The organism is Labrys sp. E2SS-1L (genome assembly GCF_057073705.1).
The window spans coordinates 241674-263089 of record NZ_CP172714.1 but is presented as its reverse complement, the minus strand read 5'-3'; the positions used below and the strand labels follow the sequence as shown (position 1 = coordinate 263089).

General features: G+C 64.5%; 17 protein-coding genes. 3 read left to right on the top strand and 14 right to left on the bottom strand.

Annotation, left to right across the window (positions count from 1 at the left end; all coding sequences use genetic code 11):
• Window positions 1-96 precede the first annotated feature (96 nt).
• Complete coding sequence (gene yghX, locus ACIGJE_RS34085; RefSeq protein WP_394313207.1) at window positions 97-984, top strand: YghX family hydrolase; 888 nt, start codon at window positions 97-99, stop codon at window positions 982-984.
• Window positions 985-1316: 332 nt separating this feature from the next.
• Entirely contained in the window at window positions 1317-1622 is a 306-nt protein-coding gene (locus ACIGJE_RS34080; RefSeq protein WP_311940558.1) for a hypothetical protein, read from the top strand.
• A 64-nt stretch (window positions 1623-1686) separates the two neighbouring features.
• On the opposite strand, the gene ACIGJE_RS34075 is transcribed toward ACIGJE_RS34080, so the two are convergent.
• The 12 genes from ACIGJE_RS34075 to ACIGJE_RS34020 form a co-directional block, all read right to left on the bottom strand.
• Complete coding sequence (locus ACIGJE_RS34075; RefSeq protein ID WP_483681767.1) at window positions 1687-4689, bottom strand: type III effector HrpK domain-containing protein; 3003 nt, start codon at window positions 4687-4689, stop codon at window positions 1687-1689.
• Between the two features lie 273 nt (window positions 4690-4962).
• Window positions 4963-5778, bottom strand: coding sequence for an IclR family transcriptional regulator (locus ACIGJE_RS34070; protein WP_149250627.1), 816 nt, complete (start codon window positions 5776-5778; stop codon window positions 4963-4965).
• Window positions 5779-5842: 64 nt separating this feature from the next.
• Window positions 5843-7042, bottom strand: a complete 1200-nt coding sequence (locus ACIGJE_RS34065) for an aminotransferase class V-fold PLP-dependent enzyme (protein WP_415084172.1) — start codon at window positions 7040-7042, stop codon at window positions 5843-5845.
• A 162-nt stretch (window positions 7043-7204) separates the two neighbouring features.
• Window positions 7205-7696: a RidA family protein gene (locus tag ACIGJE_RS34060; RefSeq protein WP_367624923.1), complete on the bottom strand. Its 492-nt coding sequence runs from the start codon at window positions 7694-7696 to the stop codon at window positions 7205-7207.
• 35 nt (window positions 7697-7731) lie between these two features.
• Window positions 7732-8724 (bottom strand): ABC transporter ATP-binding protein, encoded by a 993-nt coding sequence (locus tag ACIGJE_RS34055; protein ID WP_415084175.1) that lies wholly within the window; start codon window positions 8722-8724, stop codon window positions 7732-7734.
• Window positions 8721-9740, bottom strand: a complete 1020-nt coding sequence (locus ACIGJE_RS34050) for an ABC transporter ATP-binding protein (RefSeq protein WP_483681740.1) — start codon at window positions 9738-9740, stop codon at window positions 8721-8723. The genes ACIGJE_RS34055 and ACIGJE_RS34050 overlap by 4 nt, the downstream gene beginning before the upstream one ends.
• The gene (locus ACIGJE_RS34045; RefSeq protein WP_483681738.1) at window positions 9737-10963 is read right to left on the bottom strand and encodes an amidohydrolase/deacetylase family metallohydrolase; all 1227 of its coding nucleotides are present in this window, start codon (window positions 10961-10963) and stop codon (window positions 9737-9739) included. Before ACIGJE_RS34045 ends, ACIGJE_RS34050 begins: the two co-directional genes overlap by 4 nt.
• Before the next feature lie 3 nt (window positions 10964-10966).
• A complete protein-coding gene (locus tag ACIGJE_RS34040; RefSeq protein ID WP_311940572.1) occupies window positions 10967-11830 on the bottom strand; it encodes an ABC transporter permease in 864 nt (287 codons plus the stop codon).
• Window positions 11830-12771: an ABC transporter permease gene (locus tag ACIGJE_RS34035; RefSeq protein WP_149250634.1), complete on the bottom strand. Its 942-nt coding sequence runs from the start codon at window positions 12769-12771 to the stop codon at window positions 11830-11832. Before ACIGJE_RS34035 ends, ACIGJE_RS34040 begins: the two co-directional genes overlap by 1 nt.
• Before the next feature lie 166 nt (window positions 12772-12937).
• A complete protein-coding gene (locus ACIGJE_RS34030; RefSeq protein WP_415084233.1) occupies window positions 12938-14470 on the bottom strand; it encodes an ABC transporter substrate-binding protein in 1533 nt (510 codons plus the stop codon).
• Between the two features lie 124 nt (window positions 14471-14594).
• Window positions 14595-16217: a serine hydrolase domain-containing protein gene (locus ACIGJE_RS34025; RefSeq protein WP_415084180.1), complete on the bottom strand. Its 1623-nt coding sequence runs from the start codon at window positions 16215-16217 to the stop codon at window positions 14595-14597.
• A gap of 314 nt (window positions 16218-16531) precedes the next feature.
• Window positions 16532-18067: an ABC transporter substrate-binding protein gene (locus ACIGJE_RS34020; protein ID WP_415084181.1), complete on the bottom strand. Its 1536-nt coding sequence runs from the start codon at window positions 18065-18067 to the stop codon at window positions 16532-16534.
• Window positions 18068-18398: 331 nt separating this feature from the next.
• On the opposite strand from ACIGJE_RS34020, the gene ACIGJE_RS34015 reads away from it, so the two are divergent.
• Window positions 18399-19160, top strand: a complete 762-nt coding sequence (locus ACIGJE_RS34015; RefSeq protein WP_246683519.1) for a potassium channel family protein — start codon at window positions 18399-18401, stop codon at window positions 19158-19160.
• A 6-nt stretch (window positions 19161-19166) separates the two neighbouring features.
• Here the strand turns inward: ACIGJE_RS34015 and ACIGJE_RS34010 are convergent, their stop codons facing one another.
• Window positions 19167-20159, bottom strand: a complete 993-nt coding sequence (locus ACIGJE_RS34010) for a carbohydrate kinase family protein (protein ID WP_483681735.1) — start codon at window positions 20157-20159, stop codon at window positions 19167-19169.
• 40 nt (window positions 20160-20199) lie between these two features.
• Complete coding sequence (locus tag ACIGJE_RS34005) at window positions 20200-21402, bottom strand: trans-sulfuration enzyme family protein (protein ID WP_483681733.1); 1203 nt, start codon at window positions 21400-21402, stop codon at window positions 20200-20202.
• Between the last annotated feature and the right edge of the window lie 14 nt (window positions 21403-21416).

Here is a 21416-nt window from a genome sequence, read left to right as displayed (position 1 = left end):
CGCTCGCAGCACCCGGCCATCTCGCCATTGTGAAGACCGCCGGCCGGCAGATCATGTAGTCTGCCCCCAGGATCCACTGGGATGGAGGGACGATCGATGACCCGGATGACGGCCAAGGATTTCCCTCAGGAACTGCTTGAACTCTACGACTTCTATGCGCATGGCAAGATCTCCAAACGGGAGTTCCTCGATCGCGCCGGCAAGTTTGCCGTGGGTGGCCTGACGGCAGCGGCCATTCTTGCCTCTCTCAGCCCCAATTACGCCTATGCGCAGCAGGTGCAGTTCACCGATCCAGACATCGTGGCCGAGTACATCACTTTTTCCTCGCCCAAGGGGAATGGCGAGGTGCGCAGCTATTTCGTGCGCCCGGCCAAGGCGACGGGTCCCGTTCCCGGTGTGGTCGTCGTCCACGAGAACAGGGGCCTCAACCCCTATATCGAAGATGTGGCGCGGCGTGTCGCCAAAGCAGGGTTTGTCGCCCTCGCACCCGATGGCTTGAGTTCGGTCGGTGGTTACCCCGGCAATGACGACAAGGGGCGGGACCTGCAGGCCAAGGTCGATCCCGAAAAGCTGATGAACGATTTCTTTGCGGCAACCGAGTTCCTGATGAAGCACAAGTCGGGGACCGGCAAGGTCGGCATGACCGGCTTTTGCTATGGCGGCGGCGTCGCCAATGCCACGGCCGTGGCCTATCCCGAGCTCGCGGCCGCGGTGCCCTTCTATGGGCGCCAGCCCAAGGCCGAGGACGTGGCGCGCATCAAGGCGCCGCTGCTGATCCATTATGCGGAACTCGATACCCGCATCAACGAGGGCTGGCCGGCTTATGAAGCTGCGCTCAAGGCCGGCGGCAAGACCTATGAGGCCCATGTCTATCCCGGCGTGAACCACGGCTTCCACAACGATTCCACCCCGCGTTACGACGAGGCGGCGGCCAAGCTCGCCTGGGACCGGACAATCGCCTGGTTCGGGCGCTATCTGGCCTGAGGCACTCGGGCCCGATCCGGTTTTCAACGTGTCGCTGTGCGACCTGCCGTTCCCTGCCAAAGTGCAGGATGCGCCGGTTGCCTATGATGGCGGGACGGCCTCATCCGGGCGCTGACGGCTGCCATGTGGCGGCCGGCAAGTTAATCTGACATTTCACGATTTTTTTGCTACGGAATGAAAATTCCATAGAAGGGTGGTTGTCTTACTATTTGAACAGGCACGACCTATATACGACGGAATATGTTGGATGCTGGGTCCGGCATCGATATTTTGGCCGCCGTCCTGCCCAAGAGGCAGGCACCAGGATAGTGTAGGATATTGGGCGTTTTACGATGCGGAATCCGCCGAAGCCGGACCCCGAATTGCTGCGGACCTGCTATCTTTCCGGGCAGATGACCGAGGCTCAATGGCAGGAGCATGTCGCCAATGGCGATGTCGAGGAGCTTGCCGGCGCCGCGGACGACAGTGCCTCGATTTCGCCCCTGGAAGCCGCAATGATCCTCGGCAGGGAGGCCATGCAGTTGCGGGCCCGGCAATTCATGGACAAGCACCCGGAACTCTCGGTTACCGATCTCATGGTCGAGTTCGCTTTGCTCGAGGCGGAGCTGCTGATCGCGTCGAGAAACCGAGCGGCATAGCCAGGCGTCATCGAGGAGGGTCGACGGGCCGGCTTCGTCGATCAGATCCGCCGCACTGGGCGCGTCAGGATGTGCCGCTGCCGGTCTGCGGCCAGTCCTCTTCCGGGACATCCCAGATATCGCCATTCTCCACGCCGTCGATCCCGTATTTCGTCAGGTAGCTGCTGAGCAGATCCCCGAAATCGTCGGCGCGCTTTTGCTGCTTGCCTTCCTCGATCAGGCCCGGAAGTAGCAGGGCCAGCGCGCCGACGCCGGCCGCGGCTAAGCCAAGGCCACCCGCGGCCAGGGCCGGGATCAAGCGCGCCACATTGGGCGCAAACAGGGCAAGGCCCCCCTCGACGGTGGAAGCCAGGCCGGCCATGGCGCCCAGCGAGCCGGAGGCGATGCTGATGCCGCCGCTGACCGTATCGCCCTTGCGGATCGATTGGACGCCGTCGAAAATCGCATAGGCGCCGGCGGCCATGCCGGCGATGCCGCCGGCTCCCTTCGCGGCGTTTTCGAGTTTCTTCAGGTTGGACTCCAGCTCCTTGTAGAATTTGGACTTGTCCTGCAGGGCCTGGCTTTCCGGAGAAACGTCTTCGAGAAGCGAGCCGACATGGTCGAGAAGGTCGCCGCTGAGCTTGCTCTTCACGTCCTTCAGATAATTCAGATAGGCCTTGGAGCCGCCTTCCGTGAGGATCGTCGCGGTCTGGATCGAACCGGTGGTGATGTCGGCGATCTGGCGGCTGCTGAGCTGGCCGGATCCGCTGGCCCCCTTGGCGATGGTGACGCCGGCCAGGAAGAGGCCGCTGACGCCATGCAGCACGCCTCTGTCGGAAGCCGCCTTGATCGACGAATCCGGGCTGAAGAGCTTGAGCTCGTTGATCGATTTCGCGCCCTGTCGCAACAGATCCCAGTCTCCCCTGAAGGAAGCCAGGATCTGGTCTGGCCTTGCGACCGTCCCGTCCTTGTTGATCAGGAATTCGGGATTGTCCTTGCCGATCTGCTCGATGAGGCTCTTGACCTTGGCCTCATCGAGCCGGTCGCCGCCATCGACGCCGAACGCCTTCTTCAGATCGTCGAAGGATGCCCCGTCGAAGGCCTTGTCCTGCGCGATCTTGGTGAAGTTCTCGTTCAGCTTGGCGTCGAACCTGCCGGTGAAGTCGGGATCGAGGGCTGCGTTGTAGAGCGCAACTTCCATGCTGAAGGCGCTGGCTGCCTTCTCGAACGAATTGTCCCTGATAAGGTCTTTCAGGCAATCGCCCGATGCCAGCGACTTCTCATAGAAATCCTGTAGCTCGCCATTATGCTTGGAACTCTTGACGGCGTCCTGGATTTCGGCGGCGTTCTTGAGCCCGAGGGCGCCCTGGAACAGCCGTGCGGTTTCAAAGAACTCGGCAAGAACCGCCTGCTGGTCGGCCTTGCCGTCCTTCGTCTTCGTGTCCCACAGGCTGTCGAGCGCCTTACCGGACTTGATCTCCTCGCCATAGGTCTTTTGCAGGGCGTCCTTGAGACCCTTGTTTTCGTCCAGCAGCTCGGTCATCTGCTTGGCGCTGTTCTCGTCCAGATATTTGACGACGTCCGGATCGTTTTCGAGCGTCTTGATGTGGTCGTTGACGTCCTGAAGCAGCTTCTGCGGATCGGGATGACTGCGCACGCGGTTGGCGATGCTGACGATGGAATAGTCGTCCTTCCACATGCCGGCCTTGGCGCCGTCGGTGATCAGCTTCTGCGCCTTCAGCAATTCCTGGAGGGCGGCCGCCTTTTCGGGTGTGCCGTATTTTTCGGGGTGCTCGAACAGGTCCTGGTTCAGCGTCTTGGTGTCGATGCCGGCGACGACATTGCCATCGGCGATCGTGGACATGAGAGCGATGGCCGAACCGGCATCCTTGGGCGCCTGCTTTTCCAGCCAGCTGGTTACGTCGTCCTTGCTCAGCTTGCCGTCGGCCTTGAGCCGTGTCGGGTCCTTCGCCGTCTCCAGCCGGTCGAAGGCGCCCGGCTGCGACCAGAAATTGAGCGCTTCCTTGAAGTCCCCGCTGATCTGCGGGTTCTTGCGCATGTAGTCCTTCAGCGCGTCGGCCGTCAAAGTCTCGCCCGAGCCGGTCTTGCCTTTGATCGCATCGTAATTCTCGGCGAGGATGGCGGTATATTTGGCGATCGTCTTGGAGGCTTCGTCGGCGCCGGGATTCTTTTCCAGGAAGTCCTTGTAGCTGGCGATGTCTTCGGGTTTTTCCACTGCCTGGAGAGCGGAGAAGCCATATTTGCCGAAATCCTGGAGCCGGCCGGCCTCCGTGCCATGCCTGGCTTCCCCGCTCTTGGTGAAGCCGTCGATGCTGGTGTTGGACACGTCGCTTCCCGACAGCGGCTTGCCATTCTCGTCATACATCGTGACGCGATCGAGAACCTGGCTGGCCCGGTAGGCGGCGTTGGCGTCATGCTCGAAATCGCCGACCCGTTCCTTCAGCATGTCCTTGACGCCGCTCTGGTTGCCCAGATTTTTGAGCAAGGGGGAATCGTCGATGATCTCCTGCGCCGAGCGCTTGTCGTCGGCCGGCAGTTCCCATTGGATGCCGATTTTCTCGGCCTGTTCCCGGGCTGCCTTGTCGTCATCGGCGGAAGCGACGTGCTGGAGTTCGCCTTTCAGGTTGGAGAAGCCATATTTGCCGAAGTCCTGCAGCCGGCCGGCCTCCGTGCCGTGCCGGGCGTCGCCGTCCTTGGTGAAGCCGTCGACACGGCCATTGCCCATATTGCTGCCGGCGATCCGGTTGCCGTTCTCATCGAATTTCTCGACATGTTCGAGCACCTGGGCGGCTCTGAACGCGGCGTCGGCATCCGTTTCGATATCGCCGCCGACCCTGTCTTCCAGCATGTCCTTGACGCCGCTTTGATTGCCCAGATCGCGCAGCAGCGGGGTGTCCTTGATGATATCCTGAGCCGAGCGGTGATCGTTCTCCGGCCGCTTCCAAAGTATACCCGCGTCCTTGGCAGCTTTCTGGGCCTGATCCCATGCCTTGACAGCCGATGGGTCGATCGAGGCGGAGTTTATTTTAACGACAGGCAAACTATTATTAAATGAATTGATTTTCATCACGACGAACAAACCTTTCCTGTCTCAGGGACATTACAGTCCGATACGGTTAAGGTTGTCGGATCTAAGCGGTCCTTCATGAATTGCATGTGACAGGTCGGACAATATCGCGACTGCATGCGGCATCGGGCGACCGCTGGCAGCATCCGCGGGCCATGGCCGATTTTTTGATTTCAGGGGTTGTCCGGGGATATGCCGCGTGATTGCGAGCGCGCATCATCGCTTGTGATGCGTCAGCCGTCGGTGAGGCCACAAACGCCGTGTCGATCCCCCTCAGCGCCGGGCCTGCCACCCCAGCCGGCTCTCGATGCGCCGGGCACTGGCCTTGACCAGGGCGATCAGATCAGGGTCCTTCTGCTCGAGCTTCCTGTCCGGCACCACGATCGAGATCGTGGCGCGGCAGGCGCCCTGGCTGTCGCGGATCGGGGCGGCGATGCAGGCAACCGCGAAGTCGGAATCGCCGGCCTGGATGGAAAGGCCCTGTTCCAGGGCTTCGGCCGCTATCCTGGCCAGCACATTGTTGTCCGTCTCGGCCCGGCCGGTCGGCGAGGCGACCGCCGAGCGCGCGAAGATTTCGCGCCGCTCCGCTTCCGGCAGATGGCCGACCAATATGCGGCCGGATGCCGTCCAGTTCAGCGGGCTGCGCGTGCCGACGCGCGAGGTGACCTGGAAATGGTCCTTGCCCTCTTCCATGGCCAGCACGACCATGTGGTCGCCGTCCCGCCCACAGATCTGGATGGTCTCGCCCGAACTCTGGGCGAGCTCATGCATCTCCTGCTCCGCCACGTTGAGGAGGTCGAGCGTGCGCGCATAGGTCAGGCCATAGTGATAGAGGCGGGGCCCGAGCCAGAGCAGGCCGCCATCCTGGCGGTCGAGCATCTCCTTCTCCACCAGGTCGTCGACGATGACATAGATCGTCGACAGGGGCGCGCCGATGTCGCGCGCGATCTCATAGGCGGTGGCGGGACGCTCGACCTTCTGCAGATAGTCGAGAATCTGCAGGGCACGGTCGATGCCGCTGGTGCGCGAGCGGCGCCGGGTGGCACCGCCTTCGTTGGCGTCGTCACGCTCGAGGGCTGTCGTGGACATGGGATTCGGAGCTTTCCATCATGCATCATTCTATGCCGCGGTCGCGGCAATGAACAAGCAGGGCTCAGTCCGGCCATTGCAGAATGGCGGCCTCCTTGGCCAGCAGGCGATCCTCGAAGGGGGTGGCGATCGGCAGGTTGGACTTGCGGGCTTGTTCGAGTTCCTCGGCGAGGCGGGCCGCTACGATGTCTTCCTCGTCCGGGTGCAGGTTGCAGGGATCGAGGAAGAAGTAGCCGTGCTCGACCTCGTGATCGCGCACGATCACCGGACGATCCCCAGCGGCCAGACGGTCGGCCAGGTCCCAGGCGGTGATGCGGGCCTCCTGCGGGTCGATGAAGACCTGGAGCCGATCGAGCGGATTGTTGGTCGGATCGGGGACGATCACTGCCTTCACGCCCTGCTTGCCGTCGAGAACCGCCAGCCAGCAATCGAGGGCCTTGCGCTCGCGGGCGCGGATGCCGTCATGATCGCGCGTCTTCCAGGCCTGCAGGGCGGCCAGTGTGCCGACGATGCCTTCCTTGCCCACCTTCATGCCGCGGCCGATGCCCCGGTTCTGCAGATAGACATTGCGCACCAGTTCCTTGGGGCCGGCCACGATGCCGGAGGTCGGACCGCCCAGGAATTTGTGGCCGGAATAGAGGACGAGGTCGGCGCCATCGGCGAGGAAACCCTGAAGGTCATATTCGGAGGCGGCATCGACGATGACGGGAATGCCGCGCTCATGGGCGACCTTGGCGAAGACCCTGAGCGGGATCTGCGCATAGTCGACCACGTGGTGGGAGACCACATAGACGGCGGCGGCGGTGCGATCGGTGATGGCGCCGGCCAGATGGTAGGCCGAGGCGCTGGTGGCCTGGCCGATCGGCACGACCTTGGCGCCGGTGAGGCGGATCGCCTGCTCGACAGGGGCGCCGTAGCTGACCATGTGGCCGGACTGGATGATCACCTCGTTCTTCAGGCCCGTCGCATCGGGCAGGCGTTCGATGGCGGCAAGATCGCTGCCGGTCATGGCGGCGGCGACGGCGAGGCTGATCGCGGCCGAGCATGAGGCGGTGATGAAGCCCGCCTCCGCGCCGGTCAGGTTGGCGATCACCGCGCTCGCCTTGCGATGCAGGTCGCCGAGTTCGACGAATTCGCTGAGGATCGCCGAGACCGCTTCCACGGCAGGCGGCACCACGATGGAGGCACCGAGCGAGGTCATGGTCCCGGATACGTTGATGACGGGCCTGAGGCCAAGGCGGCTGCGGATATCGTTGGTGGACATGGGAGGGTGCTCCGAAGGGCGATGAAGGATTGACGCCAATGCGTATTGGCATCGATTCTTTCTGGGACCGCTGGCTTCCAGCCGGCTCTTCTTCTCCATCCGGCGGGGGGGTGTCCAAGAGCCGGCTGGAAGCCAGCGGTCCCAGGAAACGATAGGCTGCCGTCAGTCGATGGCCACGATGGCTTCGATCTCGACGGTGATCTGGCCGGGCAGCGAGCCCTGGCCGACCGCTGAACGGGCATGGACGCCGCCGTCGCCGAAGACTTCGATGAACAGGTCCGAACAGCCATTGATCACGGCCGGATGCTGGGCGAAATCGGGCGCCGCATTGACCATGCCGAAGAGCTTGACCACCCGCCGTACCCGGGAGAGATCGCCGAGCGCGTCCTGCATGACGGCGATCAGGTTGATGCCGGTCAGGCGGGCGTGCTGATAGGCTTCCTCGACCGAGACTCCGGCACCAACCTTGCCGGTGTGCGAGCGGCCGTCGGCATGGTTCGGACCCTGGCCGGACAGGAACAGCAATTTGCCCTCCTGCACATGGGTGACGAAATTGGCGATGGGCGCGGGCGCAACGGGAAGCTTGATTCCGAGGGCTGCCAGCCGCTCATAGGGCGAGGCGTGCGGGCGTGGAACCGTCCCGGAAATGGTCATTGAAAAACACTCCAATTATGCAAATAGCCCGGTCTTCATGCGAAGAGCTCGGCTTGACGGATGCAGGCGACATAGTGGCCACCGCCGATAGGCTCGACCGGCGGTATGGTGGTCGAGCAGGCCGGCGCGGCGGCGGGGCAACGGGTCCGGAACACGCAGCCGGAGGGCGGCGCGATGGGGCTGGGAATGTCGCCCTGCAGCGGCACGCGCGTGCGCCGGCGGGTGGGGTCGGGCACCGGCGCAGTCGCCAGCAGCGCCTTGGTATAGGGGTGGCGCGGGGCGGCATAGACCTGCCGGCTCGGGCCCCGCTCCATGACGCGGCCGAGATACATCACCACCACCTCGTCGCACAGATACTCGACGACGGAGAGATCGTGGGCGATGAACAGCATGGTCAGGCTCAGCTTCTTCTTGAGATCGCCGAGCAGATTGAGGACCTGGGCTTGCACCGAGACGTCGAGGGCCGAGACGGGCTCATCGGCGACGATGAATTCGGGTTCGACCGCAATGGCCCTGGCGATGCCGATGCGCTGGCGCTGGCCTCCGGAGAATTCATGCGGAAAGCGCGTGGCATAGTCGGGCGACAGGCCGACCAGGCTGAGCAGTTCGGCGACGCGTTCGGCGCGCGCCTTGCCGCGCGGGTAGTCGCAGGTGTCGAGCGCCTCGCCGATGATGGCCGAGATGCGCATGCGCGGATTGAGGCTGGAGAAGGGATCCTGGAAGACGATCTGCAGCCGGCGTCGATAGGCCAGCATTTCCCTGGCGCTGAGGCCGAACAGGTCGACGCCGTCGAAGATCGCCTTGCCGGAGGTCGGCTCGACCAGGCGCAGCACCGAGCGCCCGGCGGTGGTCTTGCCCGAGCCGGATTCGCCGACCAGGCCCACCGTGGCGCCGCGACGGACATCGAAGCTGACATCCTCGACGGCATGCACGATACGCCCGTTGCGGGCTGGGAAATGCTTGGTGAGGTTCTGCACGCTGAGCAGAGGCGTGTCGGCCGCGGCCTGGGGGGAGGGGGCTGTCGTCATAGCTCGGCGCTCCGGATGCAACGCGAGAAGCTGGCCGCTCCCGTCGCGACCAGTTCAGGGACCGCGGCGCTGCAGGCCTCGAGCGCCAGGGAGCAGCGCGGCCCGAAGGCGCAGCCGGGGGGCAAAGCGGTGATCGGCGGTACATTGCCGGGAATGGAATGGAGCGCCTGGCGCTCGCCGCTGGCGTCGATGTCGCGCGTTGCGTCCGGGGTGCAGGCGAGCAGGCCCCTGGTATAGGGGTGGCGCTGATGGGCGAAGAGATCGATGACGGGCGCCTTTTCGACCACCCGGCCGCCATACATCACCACAACATTATGGGCGATCTCGGCGACCACGCCGAGATTATGGGTGATGAACAGGATGGACATGCCGAATTCAGCCTGCAGCCGGCGCAGCAGATCGAGGATCTGGGCCTGGATGGTGACGTCGAGGGCCGTGGTCGGCTCGTCGGCGATCAGCAAGGACGGATTGCAGGACAGCGCCATGGCGATCATCACGCGCTGGCGCATGCCGCCGGACATCTGGTGGGGGTAGTCGTCGAGGCGGGAGGCGGCATCGGGGATCTCGACATGCTTGAGCATGGCGAGCGCCCGGCGGCGGGCCTCCTGGCGGTTGACCGGCTCGTGCAGGGCGATCATCTCGCCGATCTGGTCGCCCACCGTGTAGAGTGGGTTGAGGCTGGTCATCGGCTCCTGGAAGATCATGGCGATCTCCCGGCCGCGCATGCGGCGGAACTGGCGGGGCGTGAAGGCGGCAAGGTCGTGCACGCTGCCGGCACGGTCGCGGAACAGGATCTTGCCGCCGGCGATGATGCCGGGCCTGGAGAGCAGGCCCATGATCGATAGGCTGGTGACGGATTTGCCTGAACCGGATTCGCCCACCACGGCGAGCGTCTCGCCGCGCTTGAGGTCGAAGGTCACGCCATCCACCGCCTTGGCGGTGAAGCGCTTGTTGACGAACCAGGTGCGCAGGTCCTGGACGGAGAGGATGGTATCGGCCGCGATCGAGCCTGTCATGACTGCCACCCGCAATGAGGGCAGGCGTGCTTGCCAGTCGTCGGCGCCTGGGCCGGGACATAGCGCTCCGCGGCAATCACCTCGGCGCCCAGCACGACCTGGCGCGGCTCGAACACCCGGGTGAGCCGGCTGAGCGCGCCCTGCGAGTCCTTGACGGTGATGTCGGCGTCGACGACGTCGAACAGCGTGAATTCGGCCGGCCGGCCCTTGTCCAGCAACCCGTCCGCCTTGAGGCCGATGGCTCGGCGCGGCGCGGTGGTTACGGCGGCGACCACCTCCTCCAGCTTCATGCCGAGCGAGAGGAGCTTCGACATGGTGGTGGCCATGTCCCACACCGCCCCGTCGAGCGAGCGATTGTGCAGGTCGGTGGAGATGGTCCGGGGCGGCAGGCCACGCGCCAGGGCCGCCTTGGCGACGTCGAAGGAGAAGGAAGCGCCGCCATGGCCGACATCGAGCACGATGCCGCGTGCCGCCGCGTCCTCGGCGAGGCGATAGAGGTCCTCGTCCTCCAGGATCGAGCTGCCGGCCTTGCCGTTGAAGCAGTGGGTGACGATGTCGCCCTCGGTCAGCAGGCCGAGGACGCCGTCATAGAGGGGCGGCGGCTCGCCGACATGCACCATCAAGGGCAGCTTGAGGATGCGGCCGAGTTTCTTGGCGAGCTTGACCGGGGTGAGGTCCCAGCCGCCGGTGATGACATGGCTGGCACGCACCTTCAGGCCGACGATGACGTCGCGGTTCCTCTCCACCGTGGCGATGATGCGCTCGAAATCGATGGAGCGGATGTCCATGAGCTCGCTGACACGGTTGCAGGCGACCAGGCCGATCGAGCCGAGATTGAGGAAGGCGTAGACGTTCTCCCGTGCCGGCTCGATGATGAATTCGCGCAGGCCGTGGAAATTGGCCTCCCCGGCCGAGCCGGCATCGACCATGGTGGTGACGCCGCGCGCGGCGCCGCATTGCTCGGGCCGGAGCGAGATGTCGGTGCCGCCATACCAGACATGAACGTGAAGGTCGGTCCAGCCCGGCGACAGGAAGCGCCCGCCGGCATCGAGGATACTGATATCGTCGCCGGCCGTGATCGAGGTCGCGACGTCGGCGATGCGGCCCTCACGGTCGACCAGGATGTCGAGGGGCGTGCCGGAAGAGGCGGCGGTGAAGCCGATGGTCTTGGCACCCTTGATGAGCAGCGGCCGGTCGGCCTGAGGGAAACGGTTGCCGATCATGGCTCAGATATCCTTTGCCAGGCGCGGATCGAGGAGATCGCGCAGGCCGTCGCCGACCAGTTGCAGCGACAGCACGGTGACGACGATGGCGGCTCCGGGGAACCACATCAGCCAGCCCGCCTTGTCCATGAATTGACGCCCGACGCTGATCATGGTGCCCCAGGTCGGCGTGTCGGGCGAAATGCCGACGCCGAGGAAGGACAGCCCGGCTTCGGCGAGGATGGCATTGGCGAAGATGAAGGTGCCCTGCACCAGCAGCGGCGAGGTGACGTTGCGCAGGACATGGCGCAGCAGGATCTTCCAGGTCGGTACGCCCAGCGCACGAGCGGCCTCGACATAGGGCAGTTCCCGGATCACCAAAGTGGAGGCGCGCACCACGCGGGCGAGGCGCGGGGCATAGACGATGCCGAGCGCGATGATGACGTTGATGGCGGAGGCACCGAGGGCGGCGACCAGCGCGATCGCCAGCAGGATGTCGGGGAAGGCCATCATCGCGTCGATCACGCGCGAGAGGGGGGTATCGGCCTCGCGGAAGAAGCCCGCGGTCAGGCCGAGCGCGATGCCGATCAGCGAGGCCAGCACCACCACGGCAAGGCCGACGGACAGGGAGGTCTGGGCCGCATAGAGCATGCGGGTGAAGATGTCGCGGCCGAGATCATCGGTGCCGAACAGATGGAGGAGGCTCGGCCCCTTCAGGCGATTGGCGACCGAGAGCTTGGTCGGCGAAAAAGGCGCGATCAGCGGCGCGAGGATCGCGGCCAGGGCGATGACGGCGAGAACGGCAAGACCGATGAACGAGGTCGGCCGTCTGATCAGGCGCGACAGCAGGCCGGGCGCCGCCTGGTAGGAAGAGGAGATGGCAGCCATTAGTAGCGCACCCTCGGATCGATGAGCAGATAGAGCATGTCGATGCAGAAATTGACGAGGACGTAGAGCCCGGCGATCACCAGCAGCGCACCCTGGATCACCGGGTAGTCGCGCCGGAGCACGGCCGAGACCACGAGATTGCCGATGCCCGGCACGCCGAACACGGTTTCGGTCACCACGGCGCCGGAGATCAGCAGGGCCGCAGTCAGGCCGATGACGGTGAGGATCGGGATCAGCGCGTTCTTGAAGGCATGCCTGATCACCACGCGCCATTCGCTCATGCCCTTGGAGCGGGCGGTGCGGACATAGTCGTCTGAGAGCACGTCGAGCATCGAGGCGCGGGTGAAACGGGTGATCAGGGCCGATGAGACCACGCCCAGCGCCACCGCCGGCAGCACCAGATGATTGAGGCGTTCGCCGAAGGACGCGCCTGGTCCGCCATAACCGGAGGTGTCGAACCAGCCGAGTTTCACCGCGAAGATCTGCATGAGGACGAGGCCGAGCCAGAAGCTCGGCACGCTGGCGGCGAACATGGCGAGCGTGGTCGCCGCCTGATCGAACAGCGAGCCACGCCAATAGGCCGAGAGAATACCGACCGGCAGGGCGATGGCGCTGGCGATCAGCAGCGAGAACAGCGTGAGGAAGAAGGTCGGCTCGGCGCGGGCGGCGAGAGCCTGCGTCACCGGCTGGTTGAGGAAGATCGACTGGCCGAAATCACCCTGGACGAGACCGAGGACGTAATAGGCGAACTGGGTGATGATCGGGCCGTCCAGGCCGAGCTTGGTGCGCAAGGCAGCGATGTCGGCTTCGGACGCGTCGGGTCCCAGCATCATGGCGGCCGGATCGCCCGGCGTGACCCGGACGATGATGAACACGATCGTCACGACGAGGGCCATCACGATGATCATGCCGAGGAGGCGGTGGAGAATCGTGCGCAGCATCTGGGATCCTGGCGTTGTTCGAGGCCGGAGAGCGTGACGAGGCGATCTGAGCGGGATCGCGGGCACCGCCGGTGTCGGCTGGTGCCCGCTCTCAAGCCTCCCCGGGAGAGAAAAGGAGGCTATGTCAGCCCAGAGGCACTGGTCGTTCTTGGGGCCGCAGGGGGCCTTACTTGCCTTCCAGATAGGCGTTCCAGAAATAGGGCCAGGGGGCCGGCGTGACGCCCTTCAGGTTGGGGGCCTGGGCGGCGAGGGCATTGAAATTGCCGACCTTGTAGGCCGGAGCCTCGTCGTAGAAGGCTTTCTGGACGGCCGGCCACAAGGCCAGCCGCTTGGCGGGATCGGACTCGGCGTTGAAGGCGCCCAGTGCCTCATGCTTCTTGTCCGAGACCCACCAGCCGGGTGAGGTGTCCGACATGAAGCCGGTCAGCGACGGCTCGGGCAGGAAGGGGCTGTGGGTGATGTAGATGTCCCACAATTTCGGGTCGGTGCGGTTCTTGGTCAGCGTCGCCCACTCGACCACGTCGAGTTCGACCTTGAAGCCGGCCGCCTTGAGATATTCGGCGGCGACCTGCGCCAGCTTGTAGTGGAACTCATATTGGCGGCTGGTCAGGATGCGCAGAGGCTTGGAGCCGTCATAGCCCGCCTCCTTCAGCAAGGCGGTGGCGGCTTCGACGTCACCCTCCGGCTTGTAGGGCTGCGTTCCCTCTTCGGTGTGCCACTGATAGTCCTTGGGATAGAGGGCGCCGTCGACCGAGAAGAATTCCTCCGAGCCGAAGGCGGCCAGCATCATGTCCTGTGGGGAGAGCGCCGCCTGGATTGCCTTGCGGATGCGGATGTCGGAGGCGAGGCCCTCCTTGTTGTTCATGAAGAGGACAGGCCAGCCGAAGGGCTTCAGCAGGACCGGGGCGGTCTTGCCCTTGGAGATCTTGTCGAAAGCCTCGACAGGCAGGGAGTCGACATAGGCGAACTGGCCTGATGCGGCACCCTCGACGCGGGTATTGGGATCGGGCACCGGCACGAAGCGGATCTCGTCGAGATATTGCTTGCGCGCGCCGCCATAGCCGTTGGGCTCGCCCGGGCGGGACGCATACTCGTCGAAGCGCGCGAGTTGGATGAACTGGTCGGGCTTGCGCTCCTTGAGCTTGTAGGGGCCGGTGCCGATGAAGCTCGTCAGGGGATCCTGCCCGGCATTCTTGGCCGGAATGATGATCGCGGCGGCATTGTTGAAGGCAAGCAAAGCGAGCAGTGGTGCGTAGGGCTTCTTGAGCGTGATCTTGACGGTATGATCGTCGATCGCGTCGATGGCAGCGATCATCTCGGCCGTCTGCTTGCCGCGCGTGGCGATCTTCGTCCACCGCTGCAACGAGGCGACGACATCGGCGGCGGTCATCACCGAGCCGTCATGGAACTTGATGCCGGTGCGCAGGGGGATGGTGTAGGTCAGCCCGTCGGCCGAGATCTTCGGCATTTCGGCGGCCAGCAGCGGAGTGACGCCCCAATCCTTGTCGAAGGTGAACAGCGTTTCGAAAATATGCTGGGAAACGATGCCGACGAGGTCGGCGGTCGAAGCCATCGGGTCAAGCGTGGGGGGCTCACCGACGGTAGCAACGTCGATGACGCCGCCCTTGGTGGGTTCGGCCCAGGCCGGACCGGCGGCCGGAAGCAATGTCAGTGCAAGCAGGGCAGTCAGTCGGGCCAAGCGTCCCATAGTGCATCCCCTTGTTACATTACTATGTAATCTATAACTTATTTATGTATCACTATGCCCTCGATGCCGGGTTTGGTCAAGCCGGTTCGTTTAGCGAGCCTCTGCAGGGGGCGATTCAGGCATTGGCCAAGCGATGGAGCACAATGTCGGCGCTGCGGTCGGAATTGAGGATGATGGCGTCCTCCAGGCAGCGAACGCTGAACAGCCAGGGCAGTTCCCATGGCGCCGCCCGCCAGGCGTCATGCGTCTCGCGGCTGGCCGGATGGGCGAGGAAGAGATCGCGATCGCAGGGCTCCAGACCGAGATCGAGCGTCCCGAAAGACGAGGACAGGCGCAGGCCCGGGCCGTCGGCATGGTGATGGAAACGGGCCTCCAGCCCGCTCGACTCGTCGCGATAGCGCCCCGCCGGCAGGACGCTCCGGTCCGGCGGAACGGTGTCGACAAGCCTGAACCGGCGGCGGCGGCCGAACTTTTCGGTCTCGATGCTGCCGTCCGCCTGGATCAGGAGATCGTAGGGGGCCAGCCCCGCCCGGGGCCGAAAGCGGCCCTGCGCCACCTCCTCGAGTTCCGACGCCCCCATGCTGGAGACCAGGCTGGGCGTGCTGCCCTCGCTAGCGATACGGATGAGGGCGCTGGTGCCGTCTTCGCGATAGGTGCCCGCGCGGGCGGTGAGCAACGCGATCGCCGAGGGCGACAGGGCCGGCCCGCCTTCCAGGCCGAGGACGATGTCGGCGATGCGCCGGGTCAGGGCATAGGGTGAGAAATCGTCGTGATTGGCGAGGAGGACGATGCCGAGGTCACGTTCGGGAATGCGGATCGATTCCGAGCGCGAGCCGGCGATCCAGCCGCTATGGCCGACGCAGCGCAGGCCGCGGTGCCGGCTGGTGACGAGACCGAGGCCATAGGGGGAGGCGATGCCGTTGATCAGTGCGCCGGGAGCCTCCATGCGGGCGATCATCGTGGTGTCGCCGACCTTGGGTCGGCGTAGATTGGCCTGCCAGGCCAGCATGTCCTGAAGCGTCGAGACCAGCCCGCCCTCGCCGCCGATGGCGATGCCCCAGGCCGCCTTGAGCCAGCATCCGCCGGGGCCGCGGCGGTGATGGGTGGCGAGGCGCGGATAGATCTCGTCGTCGCGGGCCATCAGCCTGGTGTCGTGCATGCCGAGGGGGCCGGTGATGCGCTCGCGCAGGAGATCGTCGAAGGAGAGGCCCGAGACCTGTTCGAGGATTTCCGACAGCAGCAGGAAATTGGAGTTGGAGTAAAGGAGGTCCGTATCGGGCGGGAAGTTGAGGCCCTTCTGGCGGGCGACGATGGCGCGTGCGGTGGCGCGCGAGGACGGGGCCAGGATCGGAATGCCGGCCAGGATCATGGTGTCGAGGATGTCGCGCAGGCCACTGGTGTTGGCCGCCAGGTGCCTCAAGGTGATCGGCTGGTCATAGGCCGGCAGCCAGGGGCAATGCTCGCGCACGTCGTCGCCGAGCGAGAGCTTGCCTTCCGCTTCCAGCATCAGGGCCAGCAGCACGGTGAACTGCTTGCTCTGGGACGCGATGCGCACGACCGAGGTCGGCGACAGCTCGATGCCATGGGCAAGGTCGGCCATGCCGGCGCAGCGCTGGTAGACGACGTCGTCCCCGAGCGTCACCGCGACCACGAAGCCCGGCGAGGTTTTGCTGGCGAAGGGTGCGAAGAGAGCGTCGATCTCGGCGATGGCGGTCGAAGCGAGGGCTGGGGTGGTCATGGCATGTGACTTTCGAAAAATCGGGAGTGTCAGAAATTCCGTGTGCGGGCGGGCTGTTGAACACTACGTCGCATGGCCTTTCTGGGGTGGTGCCGCCCCTCACCCTTACCCTCTCCCCGTAAGGACGGGGCGAGGGGGCAGAGGCGTCGTGATCGCTTCTCAACCCTTTCATCTCGCCCCCCGGTCGGGCCAGATAGTGCGTGTTCAGTGTGAGGCGCTCGGTCGAAGTCCCCCTCGCCCCGTCCTTACGGGGAGAGGGTAAGGGTGAAGGGCAGCGCAACCGAGACGACAGGACGCGAGCGACCCCGCGACGATCATTGCTCGAGATAGACGTTCCAGAAGGCCGGCCAGGGCGAAGGCTCGAACCCCTTGAGCTTGGGAGACTTGGCCGAGAGGGCGCTGAAGTCGCCGATCTTGACGATCGGGGCCTCCGCCATGATCAGTTCCTGCACGCGCTGCCAGTGCTTGACCCGCTCGGCCGGATCTGAGGTTGCGTTGAGGGCCTCGACTGCCGCCCGGCTGTCGGGCGTGTCCCACCAGCCGACTGAGGCCGGCGCCAGGATGTTGATCAAAGCGGGTTCGGGCAGGAAGGGGCTGTGGGTGATGAAGATATCCCAGGAGGCCGGATTCTGGATCTGCTGCACCAATGTTGCCCAGTCGACGACATCCATCTTCACCTTGAAGCCGGCGAGCTTGAGATATTCGGCGGCGACCTGCGCCATCTTGTAGTGGAACTCGTATTGGCGGCTGGTGAGGATGCGCAGCGGTACCTCCTCGCCGAGACCCGCCTTCTTGAGCTCGGCCTTGGCCTTTTCGACGTCGGCGACATCATAATTGCCTTCGACGCCCGCATCCGTGCGCCAGGGATAGCCTTCCGGATACATGGCGCCGTCGACGGCATAGAATTTGGTGTCGCCGAAGGCGGCCGCCAGCATGTCGCTCTCGCTGAGCGCGAGCTGCACCGCCTTGCGCACACGCATGTCGGCAAGGACGCCCTGCTTGGCGTTCATGCGGATCATCGGCCAGCCGAAATGTTCGAGCAGCACCGGCTTCGACTTGCCGGCCTTGATCTTGTCGAACTGTTCGACGGGCAGCGAATCCGCATAGGCGAACTGGCCGGAGACCGCGCCCTCGATCCGGGTATTGGGATCGGGAACCGGCACGAAGCGGATCTCGTCGAGATATTGCTTGCGCGCCCCGCCATAGCCATCAGGCTCGCCGTCCCGCGAGCGATAGCCCTCGAAGCGCACGAGCTGGATATATTGATCGGGCTTGCGCTCCTTGAGCTTGTAGGGGCCGGTACCGATGACCTGCCTGAGCGGCACGTCCTGGTCCTCGGACGGCAGGATCACCGCGGCCGAATTGTTGAAGGCAAGCAAAGCGGGAAGTGGCGAATAGGGCTGCTTGAGTGTGATGCGCACCGTCAACGGGTTGACAGCCGCGATCTCGGCGACATTGGGGGCGACCTGCTGGCCGCGGGAGGCCACGGTCAGCCAGCGCTTGAGCGAGGCGACGACATCGGCCGAATCCATCGCGCTGCCGTCATGAAAGGTGATGCCCTGGCGCAGCTTGATGTCATAGATCTTGCCGTCCGGGCTTACCGTGGGCAGCGCCTCGGCCAGCAGCGGTGCGACGTTCCAGTTGCGGTCGAAGGTGAACAGGGTCTCGAAAATGTGCTGGCCGACCATGCCGACGATGTCGGTGGCGCTCGCCATCGGGTCGAGCGTCGGCGGTTCGCCGATGGTGGCGACATCGATGACAGCACCTTTCTCCGGCGCGGCCATCGCCGGGCTGATCGCCGGCAACAAAAGTACAGCCAGGGCTGCGGCCAGACTGAGGGCGCGCTTCATGGATCCTCCCCAAAATGATATTATAATGGAATATATATCTTATTTAGGGACTATGGTCGCATCCCCTTTCGGTGTCGTCAAGATGGTACCGGCTGCTTGCCGTCGGAGCGTATTTTGCGATGTGGCGCGATGTGAGAGCTGGTCCCGAAGGGGATAGCGGGTTTGCGCAACCTTGTGAGTAAACAGCTTGGGCGAACAAGAATCGGAAGGATTTGGCCAAGCACGACGTTAGGGTAGGGCAGCGTTTCCGCCCAAACGCGCTTTGGCCTAGTCTGAACGCCGGATGACATCCGGTTGGACAGGGAGGCCCATGGTTGAGAGGAAAAGCGGCATGATCGCGCTCGCGGATATTCGCCAGACGCTCCGGGGGCTTTATTTCGGTTCGAGCCGGAAAGCCGTCAGTTTCCAGATCCTGCGCTTCGTCATCGATGTCGGCATTCTCGTCTTCTTCATCGCCGGGCCGAGCATGAAGAACGAGGCCTGGCATGCCGCCATCAATGCCATCGTCGCGGCGATCATCGTGCTCGAACTCGCGGCCAGCGCCCTTGTCGCGCCGAACCTGAAGAAGTGGGTGCTGCGGCCGATGACCTGGATCGACCTGGCCATTCTCGCCACTTTCGTGGTGCCCGCCTTCTTCTCCAACCTGTTCCTGCGCGTGCTGCGCATCTGGTCGCTGAGCAAGAGCAATCTGTTCACGCTGGCGCTGCGCAAATCGGGCTACCGGCAGATGGAAGACACGCTGCGCGCCGTGATCGATCTCACGGTGTTTCTGTTCCTGGTCTCCAGCTTCGTCTACACCATGTTCTACGCCAACGGCTTCGACGGCTATATCCAGGCCCTGTACTTCACCGTCGCCACGGTGACGACGACGGGCTTTGGCGACATCACCTTGCCCGGCAATCTCGGCAAGCTCACCTCCATCGTCGCCATGATCATCGGCGTGTCGCTGTTCGTCCGCCTCGCCCAGGCGATCGTGCGGCCGCACAAGGTGAATTTCAGCTGCCCCCAATGCGGGCTCTCCCGGCATGAGACGGATGCGGTGCATTGCAAGGCCTGCGGCCATGTCCTGAACATCCCGGATGACGGGGAGTAGGGGCGGTCAATCCTGCCCGGCCTCCAGGAGGGCCATGATCCCGGCGGCCAGCGCGGGCTCGATATCCATGTTTCCAATCATCGCCACCAGATTTTGACGCTCGACGGCACCGGCACCCGAACCGATGGTCGTGGCCGCGATGGCACCCGCCGCATTGGCAAGGGCGCTGGCGCCGGCGGGCGCCAGGCCGTTGACGATGCCGAAAATATAGCCGGCGGCGAAAGCATCACCCGCGCCGGTCGTATCGATGGCCTCGACCTGGGCTGCAGGCGAGACGACCTGAGGCTGTCGGCTATGGACGAGGGATCCCAGGGCGCCACGCTTGAGGACGACCTGTTTGGTGCCGGCCTCAACGAGGCGTTCGGCCGCCTGGTCGAGAACCGCATCGCTGCCGATGCCGGCAAGGAGACGGGCATCGGCCTCGCCCAGGAACAGGATATCGATTGCCGGCAAAAGAGGGAGAACCAACGCCCTGATCGTACCGGTGATGCCGGCGGGAATGTCGAGGCTGACGGCAGCCCCCGCTGCCCTGGCAAGTTCGAGCGCATGGAGGGCGGCCTCGCGCTGCGGCGCCTGTAGCAGGGCATAGCCCGATAGATGCAGCAGAGCCGTGCCGGCCAGGGCAGCCGGATCGACTTCCTCCGCGGCCAGGCGGGCATTGGCGCCGCGATAGGCGAACATGGTGCGCTCGCCGCTCGCGCTGACCACCACGACATTGAGCTGGGTTGGCTCGGCCTCGTCACGCCGGACCCAGCGCGTCTCGACGCCTTCGCGCTGCATCGCGGCCAGGCACCAGTCTCCCCAATTGTCCCTGCCGGTCTTGCCGATGAAGTGCACCGGCAGGCCCAGGCCCGCCAGGATCCGGGCCGTGTTGGCGCCGGAACCGCCCAGGCCATGGCTCTGGCGCTCGGCGATGCCTTCCCCGCCCTCCGGCGGGTAGGCCGGGATCTGGAGGGTAAGGTCGACATTGATGTCGCCGAGGATTGCCACTGCCGGCATGATCTTCGCTTTGGCGCTGAACGGCGGATGCGACTCTATTCTAGACCTCGACATGCATCTGATCGATCGCCTGGGCGACGTCGGCGATGATGTCGTCGGCATGCTCGATGCCGACCGAGAAGCGCACCAGGCCGTCGACGATGCCCATGGCCTGGCGTTCCTGGGAGGGGATGTCGAGGAACGCCATGGTGCCGGGCATCTGCGTGGTGGTGCGCAGGCCGCCGAGGCTGGCGGCGAAGGAGCACAGCTTCAGCCGCTTGAGCAGGCGCACGCCATGTTCCTCGCTCTCCACCTGGAAGGACAGCATCGCCCCGAAATTGCGCAGCTGCTCCTTGGCTGAGGCGTGGTTGGGGTGCGAGGGCAGGCCCGGATAGAACACGCGCTTGACCTTGCCGTGCCCCTCCAGATAGCGGGCGAGGGCGGCGGCGTTGGCGCACTGCTTCTCGAGCCGTAGCGCCAGGGTCTGGGCCCCGCGCAGCAGCAGCCAGGCATTGAAGGGCGAGAGCGGTGCGCCCAGCTTGTTGAGCGTGTTCCAGCGCACGTCCTCCAGCCAGTCCTTTGGCAGGATCTCGGATTTGAGCGTGATGATGCCGCCGACCGCGTCATTGTGACCACCGATGAACTTGGTGGCGCTCTCCACCACCACGTCGACGCCGAAGGCATGCGGCTGGCACACGGCGGGGCTGGCGAAGGTGTTGTCGCAGATCACCACGATGCCGCGGCTATGGGCGAGCTCCACCAGCTTGCGCATCGGCGGCACCTTCATGGTCGGATTGGCCAGCGCCTCGAAATAGAGCACCTTGGTCTTGTCGGTGAAGGCGCGCTCGACCTGGACGGGATCGGTGGTGTCGACGAAACTGACGGTGATGCCGAAATCGCCGATGCGGTGGTCGAAGAACTCGTGGGTGCTGGAATAGGTGGTGAGGTCGGTGACGATGTGGTCGCCTGCCTTGAGGATGCCGAACAGGGCATGGGAGATCGCGGCCATGCCCGAGGCGGTCGCGAGGCAGGCCTCCGCCCCGGTCAATTGCGCCATGTGCTCCTCGAACTTGTATTCGGTGGGATTGCCACAGCGGCTGTAGATGTTCACGTCCTTGCGCGCGCCGGCCACGATCTGGTCGTAGATGTCGCCGGCATATTGGAAGTTGGCCGACATGTAGATGGGATAGCTGATCGACTGTGATTCCGGCTCGGGCGCGTAGAACACGGCACGGCTGGCGAAATCGAGCTCTTTGGACGACATGCGGGCACTCCTTG